Below are 20,807 nucleotides of genomic sequence, written 5' to 3'. Positions count from 1 at the left end.
GGCCCCTTTTTGATTACTTATCCCAGCTCAGGATCACTTTTCCTGACTGGCCGGAACGCATCGCGTCGAAGCCCTGCTGGAACTCATCGATGGAGAAACGGTGAGTAATAATTGGGGACAGATCCAGACCGGACTGGATCAGCGCCGCCATCTTGTACCAGGTCTCGAACATCTCGCGGCCATAGATGCCCTTGATGAACAGCCCCTTGAAGATGACTTTGTTCCAGTCGATAGACATGTCTGACGGCGGAATACCCAGCATCGCGATACGGCCACCGTGGTTCATGGTGTCGAGCATGGTGCGGAACGCCGGTGGCGCACCGGACATCTCCAGACCCACGTCAAAGCCTTCGGTCATGCCCAGCTCTTCCATCACGTCGGTCAGGCTCTCTTTCGAGACATCCACCGCACGGGTGACGCCCATTTTGCGTGCCAGCGACAGACGGTATTCGTTCACGTCGGTGATCACAACGTTGCGCGCGCCCACGTGCTTCGCCACCGCAGCGGCCATAATGCCGATTGGGCCCGCGCCGGAGACCAGCACGTCTTCACCGACCAGGTCGAAGGAGAGCGCCGTGTGCACCGCGTTGCCGAACGGGTCGAAGATGGAGGCCAGGTCGTCAGAGATATTGTCCGGAATTTTGAACGCGTTAAACGCCGGGATCACCAGGTATTCCGCGAAGCAGCCCGGGCGGTTTACGCCCACGCCAATGGTATTACGGCACAGGTGCGTACGCCCGCCGCGACAGTTACGGCAGTGGCCGCAGGTAATATGGCCTTCACCGGAGACGCGGTCGCCAATTTGGAAGCCTTTCACTTCCTGGCCGATACCCACCACTTCACCGACATATTCGTGACCGACAACCATCGGTACCGGAATGGTTTTCTGCGACCACTGGTCCCAGTTGTAGATGTGAACGTCAGTACCGCAGATGGCGGTTTTACGAATTTTGATCAGCAGATCGTTATGACCGACTTCCGGCTCCGGCACGTCGGTCATCCAAATCCCTTCTTCCGCTTTCAGTTTGGATAACGCTTTCATCACACGTCCTCAGGCAATTACGCCCAGCTGTTTGCCGATGCGGGTAAAGGCTTCCACCGCACGTTCAATTTGTTCAGGCGTATGCGCCGCAGACATCTGGGTGCGGATACGCGCCTGACCTTTTGGCACCACCGGGAAGAAGAACCCGGTGACGTAAATCCCTTCTTTCTGCAGTTCGCGGGCAAATTGCTGCGCGACGACCGCATCGCCCAGCATCACCGGAATGATCGCGTGGTCAGCACCGGCCAGGGTAAACCCTGCGGCGCTCATTTTTTCACGGAACAGACGGGCGTTGGACCACAGGCGGTCGCGCAGCTCAGCGCCGGACTCCACCATCTCCAGCACCTTGATGGAGGCGGCAACAATGGCCGGCGCCAGGGAGTTGGAGAACAGGTACGGGCGAGAGCGCTGGCGCAGCCACTCGACCACCTCTTTACGCGCGGCGGTATAGCCGCCGGACGCGCCGCCGAGCGCTTTGCCCAGCGTACCGGTGATGATATCCACGCGGCCCATCACGTCACAGTATTCGTGGGAACCGCGGCCGTTTTCGCCGACAAAACCGACCGCGTGAGAGTCATCAACCATCACCAGCGCGTCGTATTTATCCGCCAGGTCGCACACGCCCTTCAGGTTGGCGATCACGCCGTCCATGGAGAACACGCCGTCGGTGGCGATCAGCACGTGGCGAGCCCCCGCTTCACGAGCCTCTTTCAGGCGCGCTTCCAGCTCGACCATGTCGTTGTTGGCGTAGCGGAAACGCTTCGCTTTGCACAGGCGTACGCCGTCAATGATGGAGGCGTGGTTCAGGGCGTCGGAGATAATCGCATCTTCTGCGCCAAGCAGGGTCTCAAACAGACCGCCGTTGGCGTCGAAGCAGGAGGAGTACAGAATCGCGTCTTCCATTCCGAGGAAGCTCGCCAGCTTTTGCTCAAGCTGCTTGTGGCTGTCCTGCGTACCGCAGATAAAGCGTACGGAGGCCATGCCGAAACCGTGGGTGTCCATGCCGTTTTTTGCAGCGGCAATCAGCTCAGGGTGATTCGCAAGACCTAAGTAGTTGTTCGCACAAAAGTTGATCACATGGCTGCCGTCGGCAACGGTGATGTCCGCCTGCTGGGCAGACGTGATAATACGCTCTTCCTTGAACAACCCTTCCGCACGTGCGGTGTCGAGGTCGCTGTTTAACTGTTTGTAAAAATCACCACGCATTGCAATTCTCCAGACTCGGCAAATTTCGGGACATATTACCCAAACCTATAGTTCATGACGAGATGACACGTCATCTCTTGTCGTTTTTGCAGCATAAATCACGCGTACCCCTGCGCTGTGAAGGTGAATGGCTGAAGGGCAGCCATACTAATGATATGATAGAGACATTAGCGTCCGGGATTGTCCCCGGGCTCCACACTTCAAAGGTTACAGTTATGATCATCGTTACCGGCGGCGCGGGCTTTATCGGCAGCAATATTGTTAAGGCTCTCAATGACAAAGGCATCACCGACATCCTGGTGGTTGACAACCTGAAAGACGGCACCAAGTTCGTCAACCTGGTGGATCTGAACATCGCTGACTACATGGATAAAGAAGACTTCCTTATCCAGATTATGGCAGGCGAAGAGTTCGGCGAGATCGAAGCCATCTTCCACGAAGGTGCGTGTTCTTCCACCACCGAGTGGGACGGCAAGTACATGATGGACAATAACTATCAGTACTCCAAAGAGCTCCTGCACTACTGCCTGGAGCGTGAAATTCCGTTCCTGTATGCCTCCTCCGCGGCAACCTACGGTGGCCGCACCTCGGACTTTATCGAATCCCGCGAGTATGAACAGCCGCTGAACGTCTACGGTTACTCCAAATTCCTGTTCGACGAGTACGTGCGTCAGGTGCTGCCTGAAGCGAACTCGCAGATCGTCGGCTTCCGTTACTTCAACGTGTACGGACCGCGCGAAGGCCACAAAGGCAGCATGGCGAGCGTGGCGTTCCACCTGAACACCCAGCTGAATAACGGCGAAAGCCCGAAACTGTTCGAAGGCAGCGACGGCTTTAAGCGCGACTTCGTTTACGTGGGCGACGTTGCCGCAGTGAACCTGTGGTTCTGGGAAAACGGCGTATCCGGCATCTTCAACCTGGGTACCGGCCGCGCGGAGTCCTTCCAGGCGGTGGCTGACGCAACGCTGGCGTATCACAAAAAAGGCAGCATCGAGTACATTCCGTTCCCTGACAAGCTGAAAGGCCGTTATCAGGCGTTCACCCAGGCTGACCTGACCAACCTGCGCGCCGCAGGCTACGACAAGCCGTTCAAGACCGTTGCCGAAGGCGTAACGGAATATATGGCCTGGCTGAACCGCGACGCATAAGTATGAAGATTCTGGTGATCGGCCCGTCATGGGTGGGCGACATGATGATGTCGCAAAGTCTCTATCGCACGCTCAAGGCGCGTTATCCCCAGGCGATAATCGACGTGATGGCACCCGCGTGGTGCCGTCCGCTGTTGTCGCGTATGCCGGAAGTGAACGAGGCGATCCCGATGCCGCTTGGCCACGGGGCGCTGGAAATTGGCGAACGCCGCAAGCTCGGCCATAGCCTGCGCGATAAGCGCTACGATCGGGCGTATGTCCTGCCAAACTCCTTTAAATCCGCCCTTGTGCCTTTCTTTGCAGGTATCCCACATCGCACCGGCTGGCGCGGTGAAATGCGCTACGGCCTGCTGAACGATGCGCGGGTGCTGGATAAAGAGGCCTGGCCGCTGATGGTGGAGCGCTATGTGGCGCTGGCCTACGACAAAGGCGTGATGCGCAGTGCGAAAGATCTGCCGCAGCCGCTGCTGTGGCCACAGCTTCAGGTTAACGACGGTGAAAAATCCCAGACCTGCAGCGCGTTTGGCCTTTCGTCTGAACGCCCGATGATTGGCTTCTGCCCCGGCGCCGAGTTCGGCCCGGCAAAACGCTGGCCGCACTATCACTATGCGGAGCTGGCGAAACAGCTGATTGACGAAGGCTACCAGATTGTTCTGTTCGGTTCGGCAAAGGACCACGAGGCAGGCAACGAAATTCTCGCGACGCTCAGTAATGAACAGCAGGCCTGGTGCCGCAACCTGGCGGGAGAAACGCAGCTTGAACAGGCTGTTATTCTGATTGCCGCCTGTGAGGCCGTGGTCAGCAACGATTCGGGCCTGATGCACGTCGCCGCCGCGCTAAACCGCCCGCTGGTGGCGCTGTATGGCCCAAGTAGCCCGGACTTCACGCCCCCGCTTTCTCATAAAGCGCGCGTCATCCGCCTGATCACCGGCTATCACAAAGTACGCAAGGGCGATGCCGCAGAAGGCTACCATCAGAGCCTGATCGACATTACGCCAGAGCGCGTTCTCGAAGAGCTTAACGAACTGCTGTTGAGCGAAGAAGGATAACGAATGCGGGTACTGATCGTTAAAACTTCTTCGATGGGCGATGTTCTGCATACGCTCCCGTCACTGACGGACGCCATGCGGGCCATTCCCGACATTCGTTTTGACTGGGTGGTGGAAGAAGGCTTCGCGCAGATCCCCACCTGGCATGAAGCGGTTGACCGCGTGATCCCGGTGGCGATCCGCCGCTGGCGCAAAGCGTGGTTCTCCGCGCCGATTAAAGCCGAACGCAAAGCCTTCCGTGAGGCGGTGCGGGCACAGCATTACGACGCCATCATCGACGCCCAGGGGCTGGTGAAAAGCGCCGCGCTGGTGACGCGTCTGGCACACGGCGTAAAGCACGGCATGGACTGGCATACCGCCCGCGAACCGCTGGCGAGCCTGTTCTATAACCGTCGGCACCACATCGTAAAGCAACAGCATGCCGTAGAACGTACCCGCGAGCTGTTTGCAAAAAGTCTGGGCTATGCGAAACCGGAAACCCAGGGCGACTACGCCATTGCGCAGCACTTTTTGCGCAATACAGATCCCTGTGCGCAGCCTTATCTTGTCTTCCTGCATGCCACAACGCGCGACGATAAACACTGGCCGGAAACGCACTGGCGAAGCCTGATTGAACTAATGCAACCTACCGGCATCCATATTAAACTGCCCTGGGGCGCTGAACATGAGCGGCAGCGTGCAGAGCGTCTGGCAGCAGGTTTTTCACACGTCGAGGTATTGCCGAAACTCACGCTGGCGCAGGTTGCCGCGCAGCTGGCGGGAGCGAATGCTGTTGTTTCCGTTGATACAGGTTTAAGCCATTTAACCGCGGCGCTGGATCGTCCGAATATTACGATTTTTGGTCCGACCGATCCCGGATTGATCGGGGGTTACGGTAAAAACCAGCATCAGATGGTCAGCCCGACCCAGCAAACGAAGGATATCAGCGCAGATGCTATTTTTTCATTTTTACAGGGCAGCCGTTGGCTTTCCAACAGGGATATCTAACGCATGAGTTACGTATTTCTGCTGATTTTACTCTTTCCGGTGAAGCTTATCCGGAAGCTGTTCCGCAAAGAGACAGGTAAAAACCTGGTCATTCAGACAGCAAAAATCGGCGATTTTGTTAATGCAACGCCCCTTCTGGCATACCTGCAAAAAAGCGACGTGCTCATCAGTCGTAGCGTGGGTGCGCTGGCGAAGCATGATGAGACGATCGATGAGATTTTTTTTATCGAGCAGCATAAGCGTAACCTGTGGCGAAAGCTGGTCTTTGCCTGCCGGATCATGAACCGCTATGACAATGTCTATCTCCTGCAACCCAATAGCGTGAACCTCTTTTTCGCCTCCGTGTGTAACGCTAAAAACAAACAGTTTTTAAGCACTTACACGCGCAGATGGTATCACGGTATTTTCTATGCAACGGCAGACGGTACTGTTGAACACGGTAAGAAGACTCTTTCAGTCACGAACTATCTCAAACTGGCCGATCGCACCTTAACCTGGCAAGACTCGCCAAAGCACGCCACAAAGCCACTTTTCAAACCTGCGACCTATCCGGCAATCCTCGATAAACCCGGCGTGATCCGCATTGGCATCAGCGTAGCCGCGGGAAATAAAGCGAAAACCGTTCCGCCGGTCATCTGGAAGCAAATTTCCGATCGTCTCGCCGACCTGCCCTGCGAATTTTATGTGTTTGGCGCCCCGAATGAACAATCGTGGATGGACGACATCACCCGCGCTTACGGTGAACTGCCCAACTTTATTAATCTGATTGGCAAAATCTCGCTTGAAGAGCTGCCGTGGGCCATTTCTAAAATGGATTGCTATATCGCGTCTGACTCGGGGAATGTCTACATTGCCGATGCAGTCGGCGTGCCGGTAATCTTACTGTTCGGGCCTTGTTGCCACTATGAACAGCGTCCGCTGGGCAACGTATTGCTGATTGGTAATGATGACAACATTTGCTCATATGTTTTTGAAACACGATATTACTTCTCACAGAGCCGGGAAGAACTCTTCGCTGTAACAGACGAAGCGCTACGTGAACTCAAACACTTCATTTGCGAGTTACCCACAATTAATACAGACGCATACTCCTTTGATGCTCAGGGAAACTAATTATTATGGCTTTTCTAAGCATCATTATTGCCGCGCATAACGCCAAAGATACGCTTCACACCACGCTAGAAAGCCTGCAAAACGCGATTGAGGGTGCGTGGGATGATGTAGAGATCATTATCTTTAACGACAGTTCAAACGACTCAACGCAGGATATTATTGAAGCGTGGCTGCCAATGCTTCCGAATGCGCAATCCCGATACGTCGAGTACCGTAACGTAGGCCATGTTCGAAACAGTGCCCTCTCGCTGGCCACAGGTGAATACATTACCATGCTGGATAGCGATGACCGGATGAAACCGGGCAGCATCAGGGACGCGGTGGCGTTTCTCAAATCAGAGCGCCCTGATATGCTCCTGACGCGCCTGCTGGAAATTCGCGACACCAAAAAAATGACAGCCGACTGGCAGGGGTTCTCTCCTGTTGCTTTGTCACAACATGAGGCAATAAAGCGGTTCCTGCAGCACAAAGATTTTCAGGCACATCTCATCGGGCAATTCATTCATCGGGAATTGTATGTGAATAACCCGATTCCTTCGATGGTCTGCTATGAAGATTTTGCCGTGTTTCCCGGCATGCTGATGCAATCGAGTAAAATAGTCTATCAGCGTCAGGGACATTATTATTACATCAAACGTAACGACAGTTTGTCGAGCCGTCTCGACGCCAGTAAAATCGCTACGCTGGTTGATTGCACATTACAAATGGAAGAAACATTCCCTCGTTCTTTTAAGCATCTTGTTAATTGTCACTGGTTTGATATCTACAGAAACCACCGGCAGCATCTGACTGACCTGCAACTCAAACTGGTTAAACAGCGGGTCAATGCACTTTATTCTCTCTCTTTCTTCTTTACCAGAGATGTACGTTTCAGCTACAAAAAAAGGGTCATTGAGGCATTATGGAAAAAGTAAAACTGCGGCTTTATCAGCTGACGCTGATTTTGAGCCTTATTTCGCTTGCGCTGGCGCTGCTGAGTTCAGGTAAGCAGCGAGAGTTTTTCTATATTGCGATTTATGCCAGCATTATCGGCTTAGCGTGCGAATATAAAAAAATCACAATGCGTCCTTTTTCTATCGCATTGCCGATTATATTGATTGGCCTGCTTAATCTTGGCTGGTATCTGGTGTATGAATATCATAGCGAAGGTCTGAACGTTTATAGCGATTATCTCGGTGCAAGTAAAAAATTAATTCTGGCAAGTATTCTCATTTTTTACCTTGACCGGTTTAAGTCTTATATTGATAGAGCATCCTTCCAGAAATATTTTTTATACGCCTCTGGTGCAGGGTTTATACTCGCCACTGGCTATGGCTTATGGCAGGCTTCACAGGGTATGGGGCGTATCGAGATGGCCGTAAACCGTGCGACCGTGTCGGCCTATGTTTATTCTGTATTGTCACTGGCGTTTGTATACAGCCTTTATCTACAGAAAAATATCAAACTGTATGTAGCCGCAGGACTCATCATCTTAATATCTTATTTCGTCATTCTTCTAACGGGCACCCGTGCCGCAATGGGGTTATATCTACTCCTGGCGATTGTACTCACGCTTTATCACTTCAGAAGAATACACCTTAAATCTACGCTGATTTTCTTATGTATTGTGGCGGGTATTGTTATCGTTAGCTACAAACCATTAATCCTACCCAAGCTACAACAAACACAAGCTGAAGTTGAAAGTTATCAAAAAGGTAATGATGCAACCTCGCTCGGCGCACGTTTTTCTATGTGGAGTGTTGGCATTCAAAACGGGCTGGCCCATCCTTTAGGGCAGTCAGTTGAAGACCGCGAAATATGGACACAGCAATATGTGAAAAATGGGCACCCACACCTCGCGGCTGCACTCGAGTTTATCAGGGTGCATCTGCACAATGAGTTTATTGAGAAATATTCTCTGCAGGGGATCCCAGGGCTGGCGATATTAGTGTTTTTCTATATATCGATGATCGTTTACGCCCTTAAAAACAGAAATGGCCTGCTGCTGACGACCATGCTTCTTTTATTACTCTATGGCCTGACTGACGTCATACTGTTGAGTTCTGAGGCTTTAATCTTCTTTGTCACCGTGTTTGCGCTGAGTCCCCCTTTTTCGCAAACCAGGCAACGCTAATGATAATGCCCGCCTGGCGGGCATTATTTTTTCTTGTATTGATAAAACTCCGCCAGCGTCATCCCTACCGTCTTATCGGATAACCAGCTAAAAAGCGTTTCTAAATCCTGATACAACCCTTCAATCGCCGCCTCATCTTTAAACGTTGGGCTTCCGCCAGGCATAAATTCCGACGAATGAAGCATAAACTCCACGTACTCACTTCCCTGCGACAGGCTTTGCTGTGCGACCTGAATCATTTGCGCCGCATTCCCACCGGACGGTCTTAGCCAGTTCACAGAGGGAGAGCGATATTTACCGCGAAGCCTGTCGTAACCCTGTTTGATCGTGTTCAACCACGCCGGGTGTTTATACTGAATGCTCATCGGCACTTCGAGTAATGGGCTATGGCCTGCCCGGGAAATATTGTCTAAATCCATGAAATAGGCGTGGTCGGGGAAATGCTGATAATCCGTTCCGCCATTACCCTGTGGGGCGCCTTTCGCATTGCGCCAGTTCACGCGTGGCGTCACGGAGCAATCCACCTGGTAGCCCAGTTCAACGAGCAATTTTGCGTAGCGACTGTCAAATGCCCAACGTCCGGCACGGTGGCTTAACATTTTGGTCTGGAAGGTCTCTTCCAGCAGGCGTGTCATGAACAGCACTTTTTCGCGCATCACCTCATCCGAAAATTCAACCAGATAAGGCTGCCATCGCCAGTCATCGCCCGTGAGATCGTGCTCCGGCGGGCTATTCCATGCGTGAAGGTGCATTCCCACCTCCCCCTGACCGCGGGCGATTGCGTCCCTGGCGAATTCGATGAAAACGGGTTCGATCGCCATCTCGTAATTGGTCAGCCACACGGGCTTAAAGCCGAAACGCTCACAAAGCGCCTGGAAACGCGCCAGATAACGCGCATTTTCCGTTTTAATGACGCGGTGATTTTGCCAGAGATTATCGCCCTCAGTATCAATTGTGATGATAAACGCTGGTTTGTTCATAATGAGTCCGCAAGACAGGAAAGTTAGCGCTATGTTACGCACTCTCCAAAGCATGAGTAAACCCTTCCAGGGAAATTACTGAGATTATGGAGAAAGAGTGCAAGTCGCTATCAGGTCTATTAGAATTGCCATCAGTACAACGCCGATAAGATGATGATGAATAACTTACCTGACACACCTGATTTGCGCATTTTACTTATCAAACTCCGCCATCATGGCGACATGTTGCTGACCACTCCCGTCATTGATTCGCTACGTCAAAAATGGCCGCAGGCGCAGATTGATGTCCTGCTGTATGAAGAAACGCGCGATATGCTCGCCGCGCATCCGACGATCGGTACAATTTATGGAATCGATCGTAAATGGAAACAGCTTGGCACGCTGAAGCATCTTCAAAAAGAGTGGCAGTTGCTGCGTGCGTTAAGAAATCAGCATTATCATCTGGTGATTAACCTTGCCGATCAATGGCGTAGCGCGATCGTCACCCGTTTCACCGGTGCACCCGTTCGCCTCGGATTCGCGTTTAACAAACGCAACAGTTCATTCTGGCGTTTTTGTCACACCGATCTGGTCTCTGTCGACGGCCACAAATCCCTGCATACGGTCGAACAGAATCTCTCCATTCTGGCGCCATTACCGGTCGCGCCGCAGCCTGCCGTCACCATGGCTTACACCGCAGAAGACTGGGATCATGCCCGCCAAAAGCTGACGCAGACGGCTGTGGGCGACAGCTATATCGTGATCCAGCCGACGTCCCGCTGGTTCTTTAAATGCTGGAGCGAAGACAAAATGGCGCAAACCATTACTGCACTGCAGCAGGATGGTCATACGGTTGTGCTCACCGCGGGGCCGGATAAAAAAGAGCTGGCGATGATCGATCGCATTCTCGCCGCCTCGCCAAAGACGGGAGTCGTCTCGCTGGCGGGCCAGCTAACGTTGCGCCAGCTGGCCTCACTTATCGATCATGCGCGTCTTTTTATCGGCGTTGACTCCGTTCCAATGCATATGGCCGCCGCGCTGCAAACGCCCTGCGTGGCGCTATTTGGCCCTTCTAAACTCACGTTTTGGTCTCCATGGCAAGTCAACGGTGAAGTCATCTGGGCCGGCGATTACGGCCCGCTACCCGATCCGGATGCCATTGATACCAAAACGAAAGAACGCTATCTCGACGCCATTCCCGTTGATGCTGTCGTCTCCGCCGCAAGGAGATATCTGTCATGAAAAACCATCGTCTGGCCATTGTTCGCCAAAAGTATCGCCCTGATGGCGGAGCGGAACGCTTCGTTTCGCGCGCTCTCACCGCGCTGAGCAATCAGAACCTTGAGCTCAACGTCATCACGCGTGAGTGGCAGGGAGAGAAGCAAGACGACTGGCATATCCACATTTGCAACCCTCAAAAATGGGGCCGCATCAGTCGAGAGCGCGGATTTGCACAGGCCGCGCGCGCGCTGTGGCAGCAACAGCAGTTTGATATTGTTCAAAGCCATGAGCGCATCCCGGGTTGTGATATCTATCGCGCGGGTGATGGGGTGCATCGTCGCTGGCTGCTGCAGCGCGCGCGCATTTTACCTGCCTGGCGTGCGCAAATGCTGATGTATGACCGCTATCACCGCTACGTGATGCGTGCGGAACGGGAAATGTATCAGGCGCCCGAGCTGAAAGCCGTAATCTGTAATGCGGAGATGATCAAACGCGAAATCGTTGAAGACTTTGATATTGACGCAAATAAAATTCATGTGATTTATAATTCTATTGATTCCAGCCGCTTCGTTCCGGCCCAGGAGGCACAGCGTGCGATGCTGCGCCAGCAATTTGGTTTGCCAGCCGATGCCGTTGTGCTCTGTTTTGTTGGCTCAGGGTTTGAACGAAAAGGATTAGCCAGCGCCATACGCGCTATCGCTGGAACATCAGCCTGGCTGATTGTGGTTGGGCAAGATAAAGCAGAGCGTCGTTATCGCGACCTCGCCCGTTCGTTAGGCTGCGAGGGGCAAATCCGTTTCCTGGGGGTGCAAAAAGAAACTCTGCCTTTTTATCAGCTATCCGATGGTTTACTGTTGCCAACGCTGTATGATCCCTTTCCTAACGTCATTCTTGAAGCGATGGCCTGCGGCTTGCCCGTCATTACTTCAGAGAGTTGCGGTGGTGCAGAGTTTATTCAACAAGGCCAGAACGGATTTTATTGTGACGCACTTGATATCAGTACACTGAAGGAAGCGGTAGCCGCCATTCCTTCACTGGAAAAAAATAACAATATGGGACGAGCGGCACGTGAACGTGTAAAAGACGCCACTCCCGAAAAACTATCAAGTCAGCTTATTACGCTTTATCAAAAATTACTGGATTAAAAATGCGCATCCTAATGATTATTGATGGTTTACCCGGTGGAGGAGCTGAAAAAACGGTTCTTACGCTCTCCCGTGGATTAATAGAAATGGGACATCAGGTCTCTCTATTCTCTCTGCGGAAAGTGTGCGACTACGCCATCCCGGACGGCATCAATTATCAGGTTGTTCAGGACACATGTAAAAAACCGTGGCGAAAGCTGACGGAAATCCCACGCCGCGCCCAACTGCTGGATCAGGCGATTGAGCAAGCTGAGCGCAGCGGCAAATTTGATGTGGTGTTCTCTCACCTGCACAAAACAGACCGCATTGTGTCGCACTGCCGCGCGCTGGAACGTGACAAAGTCTGGTTCTGCGTGCACGGCATGTTCTCGTTTTCCTATCTTCGCCATCGCAGCGGACTTTCGCGCTGGTTTAAACATCTTAAAATTCGTCATACCTACGAAAACCGCAACGTTGTCGCCGTCTCAGGCGCCGTGTTGACAGATCTTTCCGAGACGCTGGCGCTCAATCTTCGACGCAAAGCGGTTATCCATAATCCTTTCGATATTCCTGAAATTCAGCGTCTGGCGGATGCGCCCTTCGAGATGCAGGGAAAGGATTACATTATTCATGTTGGCCGCTTCCATGAGCACAAACGCCACGACCGACTCTTACGTGCGTTCGCCCTGAGTAAAATTGACACAACGCTGGTCATGATGGGCAATGGTTCTGACGCTCAAATTCAAAAACTCAAGCAGCTTGCTGCCGAGCTGGGTATTGAAAACAAAACGGTTTTCCGCCCGTTCGAGTCCAATCCCTATCCCTGGATTAAAGGGGCACGCCTTTTAGTGTTAAGTTCTGACTGCGAAGGTTTTGGTAATGTGCTGGTCGAAGCCATTATCTGCCAGACGCCACCGGTCAGTACAAATTGCCCCGGAGGCCCTGCCGAAATCCTCATCGGCGCTTTAGCGCGCGGGCTGGCAGAGTTAAATGACGAGTCACTGGCAAAAACGCTGGCGGATATTTATACCGCCCCACCGGTCGTTGGCGATACAACCATCGCGTCGTTCGGTATCAATGCCATTTGCCAGCAATATATTGCTCTGGTCGACAATCAAAAATAATCAGGTTTCTTATGCAAAATTCAGCCCCATTGTTAAGCGTGGTGGTTGCCGTTTATAACGGTGAAGCTTTCCTGGATCAGTTCTTTACCTGCCTTGTCAATCAACGCATCGACAGCATGGAAGTCATCATTGTCAATGACGGCTCTACTGACCGCTCGATGGAGATCGTCGAAAACTGGCGAGAAAAACTGCCGCAGCTGCAGGTCATAGAACAGCAAAACCAGGGCGTATCCATCGCGCGTAACACCGGTCTGGCCGTTGCGACGGGTCAATATCTTTCTTTCCCGGATATTGATGATGTCTTTAAACCCGGCATGTACCAACACCTGCTGGATATGGCCGTCACGCAGGATCTGGATGTCGCCACCTGTAACGGGAACTACGTCTGGGAGAATAACAAGAAACCCTCGCGCCCGATCTTCCCTGAAGACAAACTGGCTTCGACTGGGGTCATGGCTGGCCCTGCGTGGTTAAAAATGGCGCTGGACTCTCGTAAATTCCTTCACGTCACCTGGCTGAACATCTATCGCCACGACTTTATCCGTAAACACAATTTCCATTTCGAACCCGGCCTGCGCCATCAGGATATTCCGTGGACCACCGAAGTGCTGCTCGCGGCAGAGCGGGTTCAGTACACCAGTGAACGTTATTACGACTACTACATTCACTCTGCATCGGTGTCCCATATGCCGGACAATGACGACACGCTGATTCGCTCCGCGCGTCACTACATGAAAATCTTGCAGATGCTCGACGCCATCAATCAGCGCTACCCGGATAAAGTGAAAGGGATCCCTGCCTGCCACTGGCAAATTGCCAAAGAGGGGCTGGGCATTATTCACACCTTCGACAACATGAAGGATGAGAAGAAGAAATCAATGATTATTAAAGAGTTCTTCGAAACAGGCATCTGGAAACTCATCTGGAAAAGTGCAAAAAGTCCGCGTCTGCGCTGGCGGCTGGGTCGACGTTATTTCCGTTTGAAACGGTATCTGGCATAAGAGATAGCTTTACCTGGCCTAAATGCTTAGAATTTGCCCGCCGAAACTAAAAAAACGGATAATCGCTTGGAATTGTTGTATACCGCTCTGCTCTACATCATTCAGCCACTGGTGTGGCTGAGACTGTTGCTTCGTAGCCGGAAAGCGCCTGCGTATCGTAAACGCTGGGCTGAACGCTATGGCTTCTGCCGCAATAAAGTCGTACCGGACGGTATTTTGCTGCATTCCGTTTCTGTCGGTGAAACGCTGGCGGCGATCCCGCTGGTTCGCGCCCTGCGTCACCGCTACCCTTCGCTGCCAATCACCGTCACGACGATGACGCCAACCGGCTCGGAGCGCGCGTTATCCGCTTTCGGTAAAGACGTGCAGCACGTCTATCTGCCTTACGATCTGCCCTGCGCCATGAATCGTTTCCTGAATACCGTTCGCCCGAAGCTGGTGATCGTGATGGAAACCGAACTGTGGCCGAATATGATTTCCGCCCTGCATGCCCGTAAAATCCCGCTGGTCATTGCCAACGCCCGCCTTTCAGAGCGCTCGGCGAAAGGTTACGGCAAGCTGGGTAAGTTTATGCGCCGCCTGCTGAGCAAAATTACGCTGATTGCCGCGCAGAACGAAGAGGATGCGGCACGCTTTATCGCGCTGGGCCTGAAACGCAACCAGCTTGCGGTAACGGGCAGCCTGAAATTTGATATTTCCGTTACCCCTGAACTCGCCGCCCGTGCGATCACGCTGCGTCGCCAGTGGGCCCCGCGTCGTCAGGTCTGGATTGCCACCAGTACTCATGATGGCGAAGAAGAGATCATTCTGCAGGCTCACCGCAAGCTGCTGGAAAAATTCCCTGATTTACTGCTGATCCTCGTGCCTCGCCATCCGGAGCGTTTTAAAGATGCCCGTGAAATGGTGCAGAAAGGCGGCTTCAGCTTCACGCTGCGCAGCAGCGGTGAAATTCCTTCCGGCAGCACCCAGGTGGTGATTGGCGATACGATGGGCGAGCTGATGCTGCTGTACGGAATCGCTGACCTCGCGTTTGTCGGTGGCAGCCTGGTCGAACGCGGCGGTCATAACCCGCTGGAGCCGGCAGCCCACGCTATTCCGGTGCTGATGGGGCCGCACACGTTTAACTTCAAAGATATCTGCGCGAAACTACAGCAGGCCGATGGTTTAATTACCGTGACCGATGCGGATTCGGTGGTCAAAGAGGTATCGACCCTTCTGACTGACGAAGATTATCGCCTGTGGTACGGGCGTCATGCCGTCGAAGTGCTGCACCAGAACCAGGGCGCGCTGACCCGACTGCTGCAGCTTCTGCAACCTTATCTGCCCCAGCGGAGCCACTGATGTCAACGCGCCTGTCGGTCGTCATGATCGCCAAAAACGCCGCCGACCTGCTTCCGGATTGCCTGGCGTCGGTTGCCTGGGCTGACGAGATAGTCATTCTTGACTCTGGAAGTACGGACAACACGGTGGACGTTGCCCGGGCAGCGGGCGCAAAAGTCTTTGTCGACGCTGACTGGCAGGGCTATGGCATCCAGCGCCAGCGCGCGCAGGGGTATGCCACAGGTGATTATGTCCTGATGCTCGACACCGACGAACGCATCACGCCTGAGCTTCAGCAGGCCATTCAGGCGGTGATTTCCTCGCCCCAGCCTGGCGCCGTATACAGCATTGCCCGCCGCAACTACTTCCTTGGCCGTTTTATGCGCCACAGCGGCTGGTATCCTGACCGCGTGATGCGCCTCTACGAGCGCGAGCGGTATCAATACAACGACAATCTGGTGCATGAATCCCTGAGCTGCGATAGCGCCCAGGTGATTCCCCTGACGGGCGATTTGCTGCACCTGACCTGCCGTGATTTCGCGAGCTTCCAGCGTAAACAGCTCAACTATGCCACCGCATGGGCTCAGGAGCGTCACCAGCGTGGCAAGAAGGCCTCGCTGACGGGTATCTTCACCCACACGCTGGGCGCGTTCCTGAAAACGCTGCTGCTGCGTGGTGGCGTCCTGGACGGCAAGCAGGGCTGGTTACTCGCGGTTGTGAATGCCCAGTATACTTTCAACAAATACACCGAGCTGTGGGCGCTCTGCCGCGGCTACTCAGAGAAAACGTGAGCCATGAGCACAAAAGCGATTTATCCGGGTACCTTCGATCCGATCACCAACGGTCATCTTGATATCATCACCCGTGCGGCGTGCATGTTCGACAAGGTGATCCTGGCCATTGCCGCCAGCCCCAGCAAAAAGCCAATGTTTGATCTCAACGAGCGCGTACAGCTCGCCACCGATGCCATTTCGCATCTGCCGAATGTTGAGGTGGTCGGGTTTAGCGACCTGATGGCAAACTTCGCCCGCGCTCAGCAGGCCAATATTCTGATCCGTGGTTTACGCGCGGTGGCAGACTTCGAGTATGAGATGCAGCTGGCGCACATGAACCGCCATCTGATGCCGGAGCTGGAGAGCGTGTTCCTGATGCCCTCCAAAGAGTGGTCGTTTATCTCTTCCACACTGGTAAAAGAGGTGGCGCGTCATCACGGCGATGTCACCCATTTCCTGCCGACTAACGTCCACCAGGCATTGATGGAAAAGCTAAAGTAGCCTTATTTCTGGCACTGACGGCAGTAGAACGTGGCGCGCTGGGCGTGCTTCGTGGCAATCACTGGCGTGCCGCAGACTCTGCACGGTTCGCCTTTACGGCCATACACCTGCAGCTCCTGGGCAAAATAGCCCGGCTTGCCGTCACTTTGCAGGAAGTCCTTCAACGTTGTCCCGCCCTGCTCAATCGAGCGAAGTAATACGGCTTTAATCACCCGGACCAGCAGCTCGCACTCCTGCGCCGACAGCGAAGAGGCCAGCCGATCGGGATGGATCCCCGCCGCAAACAGCGATTCGCTGGCGTAGATATTCCCCACGCCGACCACCAGCTTGTTATCCATCAGCCAGGGCTTAATCGGGCTTTTCTTCTTCGCACACTTCGCCTTGAGGTATTCTGCGTTAAACGCGTCTGAGAGCGGCTCCGGGCCCAGATGCGCCAGCACGTTATGCCCTTCCAGCTCCTTCGTCCACAGCCACGCGCCAAAGCGCCGTGGGTCGGTGTAACGGAGCACTTTGCCGTTGCTCATCACCAGATCGACGTGGTCGTGCTTTTCCGCAGGCAGTTCTTCGGTAAGAATGCGCAGGCTCCCGGACATCCCCAGGTGGATAATAATCCAGCCGTCGGGCAGTTCCAGCAGCAGGTATTTCGCGCGACGCTGTACGCTAAGGACGGGTTTATCGCTCAGGGCATGGATCTCATCGGACACCGGCCAGCGCAGACGTCCATTGCGGACCACCGCGTGAAGAATCGTCGCGCCGACCAGATGGGGCTCAATGCCGCGACGGCTGGTTTCTACCTCAGGTAATTCAGGCATAGTTCCTCCGTTGAGATACAGAATGCAAAAAACCCCGCAGTTGCGGGGTTTTTCGATACAAGGAATCTAAAATTATTTGATTTTAGCTTCTTTGTACAGTACGTGCTGGCGTACAACTGGATCGAACTTTTTCAGTTCCAGTTTTTCCGGCTTAGTACGTTTGTTCTTCGTGGTGGTGTAGAAGTGACCTGTACCAGCAGAAGAAACCAGCTTGATTTTCTCGCGAATACCTTTAGCCATGATTTATTTCCTCTTTAAGTACTTAGTACTTTTCGCCACGGGCACGCAGTTCGGACAGAACTGTATCGATGCCTTTCTTATCGATTACACGCATACCTTTAGCAGATACGCGCAGGGTGACAAAACGCTTCTCGCTCTCAACCCAGAAACGGTGAGAGTGCAGGTTCGGCAGGAAACGGCGTTTAGTCGCGTTCAGTGCGTGGGAACGGTTGTTACCGGTCACCGGACGCTTGCCAGTAACTTGGCAGACTCGGGACATGTCTATTCTCCAAAAATCAAATTAGCTCGAGCTTCGTATGGGGTATCGGCGCCTCGTCAGGCTTTACAGCCCGGTCATCGCATAGTTCTAAGTGAACTCTCGATTGCCAGGCCCAAATGCCAAACCCGAGATTCTCAAAGGTGGCGTAGTATACGCTGACTCGGCGGTGTGCTCAAGTCCCGAACAGACAAAGATCCCGATGGATCGCGAGAAATAGCCTAAATCCAGCCATGTTCTGCGAAAGAAATGTACTCACCGCGGCCAATTATCAGATGGTCCAGCACACGAATGTCCATGAATTGACAGCATTTGATAATGCGTTCGGTGATTTCTTTGTCCGCTCTGCTCGGTTCTGCACAGCCAGAGGGGTGATTATGCGCGAGGATCACGCCCGCTGCATTCACTTTTATCGCTTCCCGCACAATTTCACGCGGATGCACCTCAACGTGACTCAACGTGCCCGCAAAGAGACAGCTATGTTTCAGCACCCGATTTCTGTTATCGACAAAGATCACCATAAAGATCTCGCGTTCAATATCAGTTAACTGGCTTTGCAGGAATTCACGCGTCATTTCTGGCGTCAGGATCGGATCTTCCTTCTCCATGCGGACATTGTAAAAACGGCGGGCAAGTTCAGCAATGCCCCTCAGCTGGGCATATTTCGCCACGCCAATTCCCTCAACGTGCTTAAACTGCGCCAGATCGGCGGTCAATAAACCGTACAGCGAACCGAAATGTGCTATCAGCTCTTTTGCCAGCGTAAATACCGTTTTTCCGGGCGTTCCGGTACGTAAAAAGAGCGCCAGCAGTTCATCGTCTTTTAACAGGGTAACGCCATAGCGCAGCAGTTTTTCGCGCGGCAGCAGCTCCTCATCCTCTTCTTCCATGCTCTTTCTCCCCTTTTTAACCTCATGCTGCCACAGGCCAATCCGTCGCTCGACGGCCACATTGAGTTCTTGCGTAGCGCCTCGCAAAGTGGACGAAGTACAAAATCACTCCGCTTTGGGGATTGTGATAAAATGCCCGCTCTCTGGTGAAACCCAACAGGAAAGAATCATGATGAGCCTGGCCGGTAAAAAAATCGTTCTTGGCGTGAGCGGCGGCATTGCTGCTTATAAAGCGCCGGAGCTGGTGCGTCGTCTGCGCGAGCGCGGAGCTGACGTGCGGGTCGCGATAACCGAAGGCGGTAAAGCCTTTATCACTCCCCTGAGCCTGCAGGCCGTTTCAGGATACCCGGTATCTGACAGCCTGCTCGATCCGGCCGCCGAAGCCGCGATGGGCCATATTGAGCTGGGAAAATGGGCAGACCTGGTTATCCTCGCTCCCGCCACGGCTGATTTAATCGCTCGGGTGGCAGCCGGTATGGCAAACGACCTGGTCTCCACCATTTGTCTGGCCACCCCTGCGCCTGTTGCCGTCGTTCCTGCCATGAACCAGCAGATGTACCGTAACGCGGCCACCCAGCACAATCTGGAGACGCTGGCCTCACGCGGCCTGCTTATCTGGGGTCCGGACAGCGGCAGCCAGGCCTGCGGCGACGTTGGCCCGGGTCGCATGCTTGATCCGCTGACGATTGTTGATATAGCCGCAGCCCATTTTTCGCCTGTCAACGATCTGCAACATCTCAACATCATGATTACCGCGGGCCCCACGCGCGAGCCGCTGGATCCGGTGCGCTACATCACCAACCACAGCTCCGGCAAAATGGGCTTTGCGATTGCCGCCGCCGCCGCAAGGCGTGGCGCGAACGTCACGCTGGTGAGCGGCCCGGTATCGCTGCCTACCCCTGCGTTTGTGAAGCGAATTGACGTCACCACCGCGCTGGAGATGGAAGCCGCCGTGCAGGCACATGCGCAAAGCCAGCAGATTTTTATCGGCTGTGCGGCCGTCGCAGACTATCGTGCCGAGACTATCGCCGAGGCTAAAATTAAAAAGCAAGGCGATGAATTAACAATAAAAATGGTGAAAAACCCGGACATTGTCGCCGGTGTCGCCGCACTAAAAAGCCATCGTCCATACGTTGTTGGGTTTGCCGCAGAAACGAATAATGTGGAAGAATATGCCCGGCAAAAACGTACCCGCAAAAACCTCGATTTGATTTGCGCGAACGACGTATCGCTGGCCACACAAGGATTTAACAGCGACAGCAACGCACTGCACCTTTTCTGGCAGGATGGAGATAAAGTCTTACCGCTTGAGCGCAAGGAACTCCTGGGCCAACAATTACTCGACGAGATCGTTACCCGTTATGATGAAAAAAATCGACGTTAAGATTCTGGACCCGCGTGTTGGCGAGCAATTCCCGCTGCCAACCTATGCCACCTCCGGCTCTGCCGGTCTTGACCTGCGCGCCTGTCTCGATGACGCCGTAGAACTGGCTCCGGGTGCCACTACCCTGGTTCCAACTGGCCTGGCGATTCACATTGCTGACCCGTCTCTGGCAGCAGTGATCCTGCCGCGTTCTGGTCTGGGCCATAAGCACGGCGTTGTGCTGGGTAACCTGGTCGGCCTGATCGACTCAGACTACCAGGGTCAGCTGATGGTCTCCGTCTGGAACCGTGGTCAGGACAGCTTCACCATTGAACCTGGCGAGCGTATCGCCCAGATGGTCTTTGTACCGGTGGTACAGGCAGAATTTAACCTGGTGGCAGACTTTGACGCCACCGACCGTGGCGAAGGCGGCTTCGGCCATTCCGGGCGCAAATAACGGCCCGAAAGACACGTATCTCACAGCGTTATAATGCAATAACAAACCGCAAACGCCCGTTTGCGGTCGCTGTGTGGATGCCAGCCTGGCAAGTGCTTATTTTCAGGG

At 53.7% G+C, this 20,807-nt stretch carries 22 protein-coding genes; 15 read left to right on the top strand and 7 right to left on the bottom strand.

Features of this window, described 5'->3' with window-relative positions:
* Positions 1 to 13 precede the first annotated feature (13 nt).
* Both tdh and kbl read right to left on the bottom strand, forming a co-directional pair.
* A complete protein-coding gene (gene tdh, locus LBF07_RS12020) occupies positions 14 to 1,042 on the bottom strand; it encodes an L-threonine 3-dehydrogenase (RefSeq protein WP_023309906.1) in 1,029 nt (342 codons plus the stop codon).
* A 9-nt stretch (positions 1,043 to 1,051) separates the two neighbouring features.
* Entirely contained in the window at positions 1,052 to 2,248 is a 1,197-nt protein-coding gene (gene kbl / locus LBF07_RS12015) for a glycine C-acetyltransferase (RefSeq protein ID WP_024906617.1), read from the bottom strand.
* Positions 2,249 to 2,463: 215 nt separating this feature from the next.
* Between kbl and rfaD the strand changes: the two genes are divergently transcribed.
* Genes rfaD through LBF07_RS11985 form a run of 6 tightly spaced genes read left to right on the top strand, consistent with a single transcriptional unit; the run spans position 2,464 to position 8,658 of the window.
* Entirely contained in the window at positions 2,464 to 3,396 is a 933-nt protein-coding gene (gene rfaD, locus LBF07_RS12010; protein WP_013094908.1) for an ADP-glyceromanno-heptose 6-epimerase, read from the top strand.
* Positions 3,397 to 3,398: 2 nt separating this feature from the next.
* Positions 3,399 to 4,445 (top strand): ADP-heptose--LPS heptosyltransferase RfaF, encoded by a 1,047-nt coding sequence (gene rfaF / locus LBF07_RS12005; protein WP_033147034.1) that lies wholly within the window; start codon positions 3,399 to 3,401, stop codon positions 4,443 to 4,445.
* Between the two features lie 3 nt (positions 4,446 to 4,448).
* Positions 4,449 to 5,432 carry a lipopolysaccharide heptosyltransferase RfaC gene (rfaC, locus tag LBF07_RS12000; protein WP_033147035.1) on the top strand — a complete coding sequence of 328 codons (984 nt, stop codon included), beginning with the start codon at positions 4,449 to 4,451 and terminating at the stop codon, positions 5,430 to 5,432.
* A gap of 3 nt (positions 5,433 to 5,435) precedes the next feature.
* Entirely contained in the window at positions 5,436 to 6,545 is a 1,110-nt protein-coding gene (locus LBF07_RS11995; RefSeq protein WP_033147036.1) for a glycosyltransferase family 9 protein, read from the top strand.
* A gap of 5 nt (positions 6,546 to 6,550) precedes the next feature.
* Positions 6,551 to 7,459 (top strand): glycosyltransferase family 2 protein, encoded by a 909-nt coding sequence (locus tag LBF07_RS11990; RefSeq protein ID WP_033147037.1) that lies wholly within the window; start codon positions 6,551 to 6,553, stop codon positions 7,457 to 7,459.
* Complete coding sequence (locus tag LBF07_RS11985; protein WP_206462015.1) at positions 7,447 to 8,658, top strand: O-antigen ligase; 1,212 nt, start codon at positions 7,447 to 7,449, stop codon at positions 8,656 to 8,658. The genes LBF07_RS11990 and LBF07_RS11985 overlap by 13 nt, the downstream gene beginning before the upstream one ends.
* A gap of 23 nt (positions 8,659 to 8,681) precedes the next feature.
* Here the strand turns inward: LBF07_RS11985 and LBF07_RS11980 are convergent, their stop codons facing one another.
* On the bottom strand, positions 8,682 to 9,638 hold the full coding sequence (locus LBF07_RS11980; protein WP_094935082.1) for a polysaccharide deacetylase family protein: 957 nt from the start codon (positions 9,636 to 9,638) through the stop codon (positions 8,682 to 8,684).
* 150 nt (positions 9,639 to 9,788) lie between these two features.
* On the opposite strand from LBF07_RS11980, the gene rfaQ reads away from it, so the two are divergent.
* The 7 genes from rfaQ (at position 9,789) to coaD (ending at position 16,681) form a co-directional block, all read left to right on the top strand.
* The gene (rfaQ, locus tag LBF07_RS11975; protein ID WP_094935081.1) at positions 9,789 to 10,859 is read left to right on the top strand and encodes a putative lipopolysaccharide heptosyltransferase III; all 1,071 of its coding nucleotides are present in this window, start codon (positions 9,789 to 9,791) and stop codon (positions 10,857 to 10,859) included.
* On the top strand, positions 10,856 to 11,983 hold the full coding sequence (locus tag LBF07_RS11970) for a glycosyltransferase family 4 protein (protein WP_045143053.1): 1,128 nt from the start codon (positions 10,856 to 10,858) through the stop codon (positions 11,981 to 11,983). Before rfaQ ends, LBF07_RS11970 begins: the two co-directional genes overlap by 4 nt.
* Positions 11,984 to 11,985: 2 nt before the next feature.
* Positions 11,986 to 13,086, top strand: coding sequence for a glycosyltransferase (locus tag LBF07_RS11965; RefSeq protein WP_206462016.1), 1,101 nt, complete (start codon positions 11,986 to 11,988; stop codon positions 13,084 to 13,086).
* Between the two features lie 11 nt (positions 13,087 to 13,097).
* Positions 13,098 to 14,087, top strand: a complete 990-nt coding sequence (locus LBF07_RS11960; protein ID WP_045887675.1) for a glycosyltransferase — start codon at positions 13,098 to 13,100, stop codon at positions 14,085 to 14,087.
* Between the two features lie 66 nt (positions 14,088 to 14,153).
* Positions 14,154 to 15,428, top strand: coding sequence for a lipid IV(A) 3-deoxy-D-manno-octulosonic acid transferase (gene waaA / locus LBF07_RS11955; RefSeq protein ID WP_032661923.1), 1,275 nt, complete (start codon positions 14,154 to 14,156; stop codon positions 15,426 to 15,428).
* Complete coding sequence (locus LBF07_RS11950; RefSeq protein ID WP_045887674.1) at positions 15,428 to 16,198, top strand: glycosyltransferase family 2 protein; 771 nt, start codon at positions 15,428 to 15,430, stop codon at positions 16,196 to 16,198. The genes waaA and LBF07_RS11950 overlap by 1 nt, the downstream gene beginning before the upstream one ends.
* A gap of 3 nt (positions 16,199 to 16,201) precedes the next feature.
* Positions 16,202 to 16,681 (top strand): pantetheine-phosphate adenylyltransferase, encoded by a 480-nt coding sequence (coaD, locus tag LBF07_RS11945; RefSeq protein ID WP_023334018.1) that lies wholly within the window; start codon positions 16,202 to 16,204, stop codon positions 16,679 to 16,681.
* A gap of 2 nt (positions 16,682 to 16,683) precedes the next feature.
* On the opposite strand, the gene mutM is transcribed toward coaD, so the two are convergent.
* The 4 genes from mutM to radC all read right to left on the bottom strand — a co-directional run bounded on the left by mutM (position 16,684) and on the right by radC (position 18,879).
* Positions 16,684 to 17,493, bottom strand: coding sequence for a bifunctional DNA-formamidopyrimidine glycosylase/DNA-(apurinic or apyrimidinic site) lyase (gene mutM, locus LBF07_RS11940; protein WP_023309890.1), 810 nt, complete (start codon positions 17,491 to 17,493; stop codon positions 16,684 to 16,686).
* Positions 17,494 to 17,565: 72 nt separating this feature from the next.
* Positions 17,566 to 17,733, bottom strand: coding sequence for a 50S ribosomal protein L33 (rpmG, locus tag LBF07_RS11935; protein ID WP_003024094.1), 168 nt, complete (start codon positions 17,731 to 17,733; stop codon positions 17,566 to 17,568).
* 22 nt (positions 17,734 to 17,755) lie between these two features.
* Entirely contained in the window at positions 17,756 to 17,992 is a 237-nt protein-coding gene (rpmB, locus tag LBF07_RS11930; protein WP_002436699.1) for a 50S ribosomal protein L28, read from the bottom strand.
* A gap of 218 nt (positions 17,993 to 18,210) precedes the next feature.
* A complete protein-coding gene (radC, locus tag LBF07_RS11925) occupies positions 18,211 to 18,879 on the bottom strand; it encodes a DNA repair protein RadC (protein WP_023309889.1) in 669 nt (222 codons plus the stop codon).
* A 172-nt stretch (positions 18,880 to 19,051) separates the two neighbouring features.
* Here radC and coaBC point away from each other — a divergent pair, with 172 nt between their 5' ends.
* A complete protein-coding gene (coaBC, locus tag LBF07_RS11920; RefSeq protein WP_094935113.1) occupies positions 19,052 to 20,263 on the top strand; it encodes a bifunctional phosphopantothenoylcysteine decarboxylase/phosphopantothenate--cysteine ligase CoaBC in 1,212 nt (403 codons plus the stop codon).
* Positions 20,241 to 20,699, top strand: coding sequence for a dUTP diphosphatase (gene dut, locus LBF07_RS11915; RefSeq protein WP_008502691.1), 459 nt, complete (start codon positions 20,241 to 20,243; stop codon positions 20,697 to 20,699). The genes coaBC and dut overlap by 23 nt, the downstream gene beginning before the upstream one ends.
* The last annotated feature ends 108 nt before the right edge of the window (positions 20,700 to 20,807 follow it).

Source organism: Enterobacter cloacae complex sp. ECL352 (assembly GCF_020149545.1).
Classification (GTDB): domain Bacteria; phylum Pseudomonadota; class Gammaproteobacteria; order Enterobacterales; family Enterobacteriaceae; genus Enterobacter; species Enterobacter asburiae_B.
Note: the sequence above shows the minus strand (reverse complement) of the source record. Positions and strands in the feature narration are given on the sequence as shown.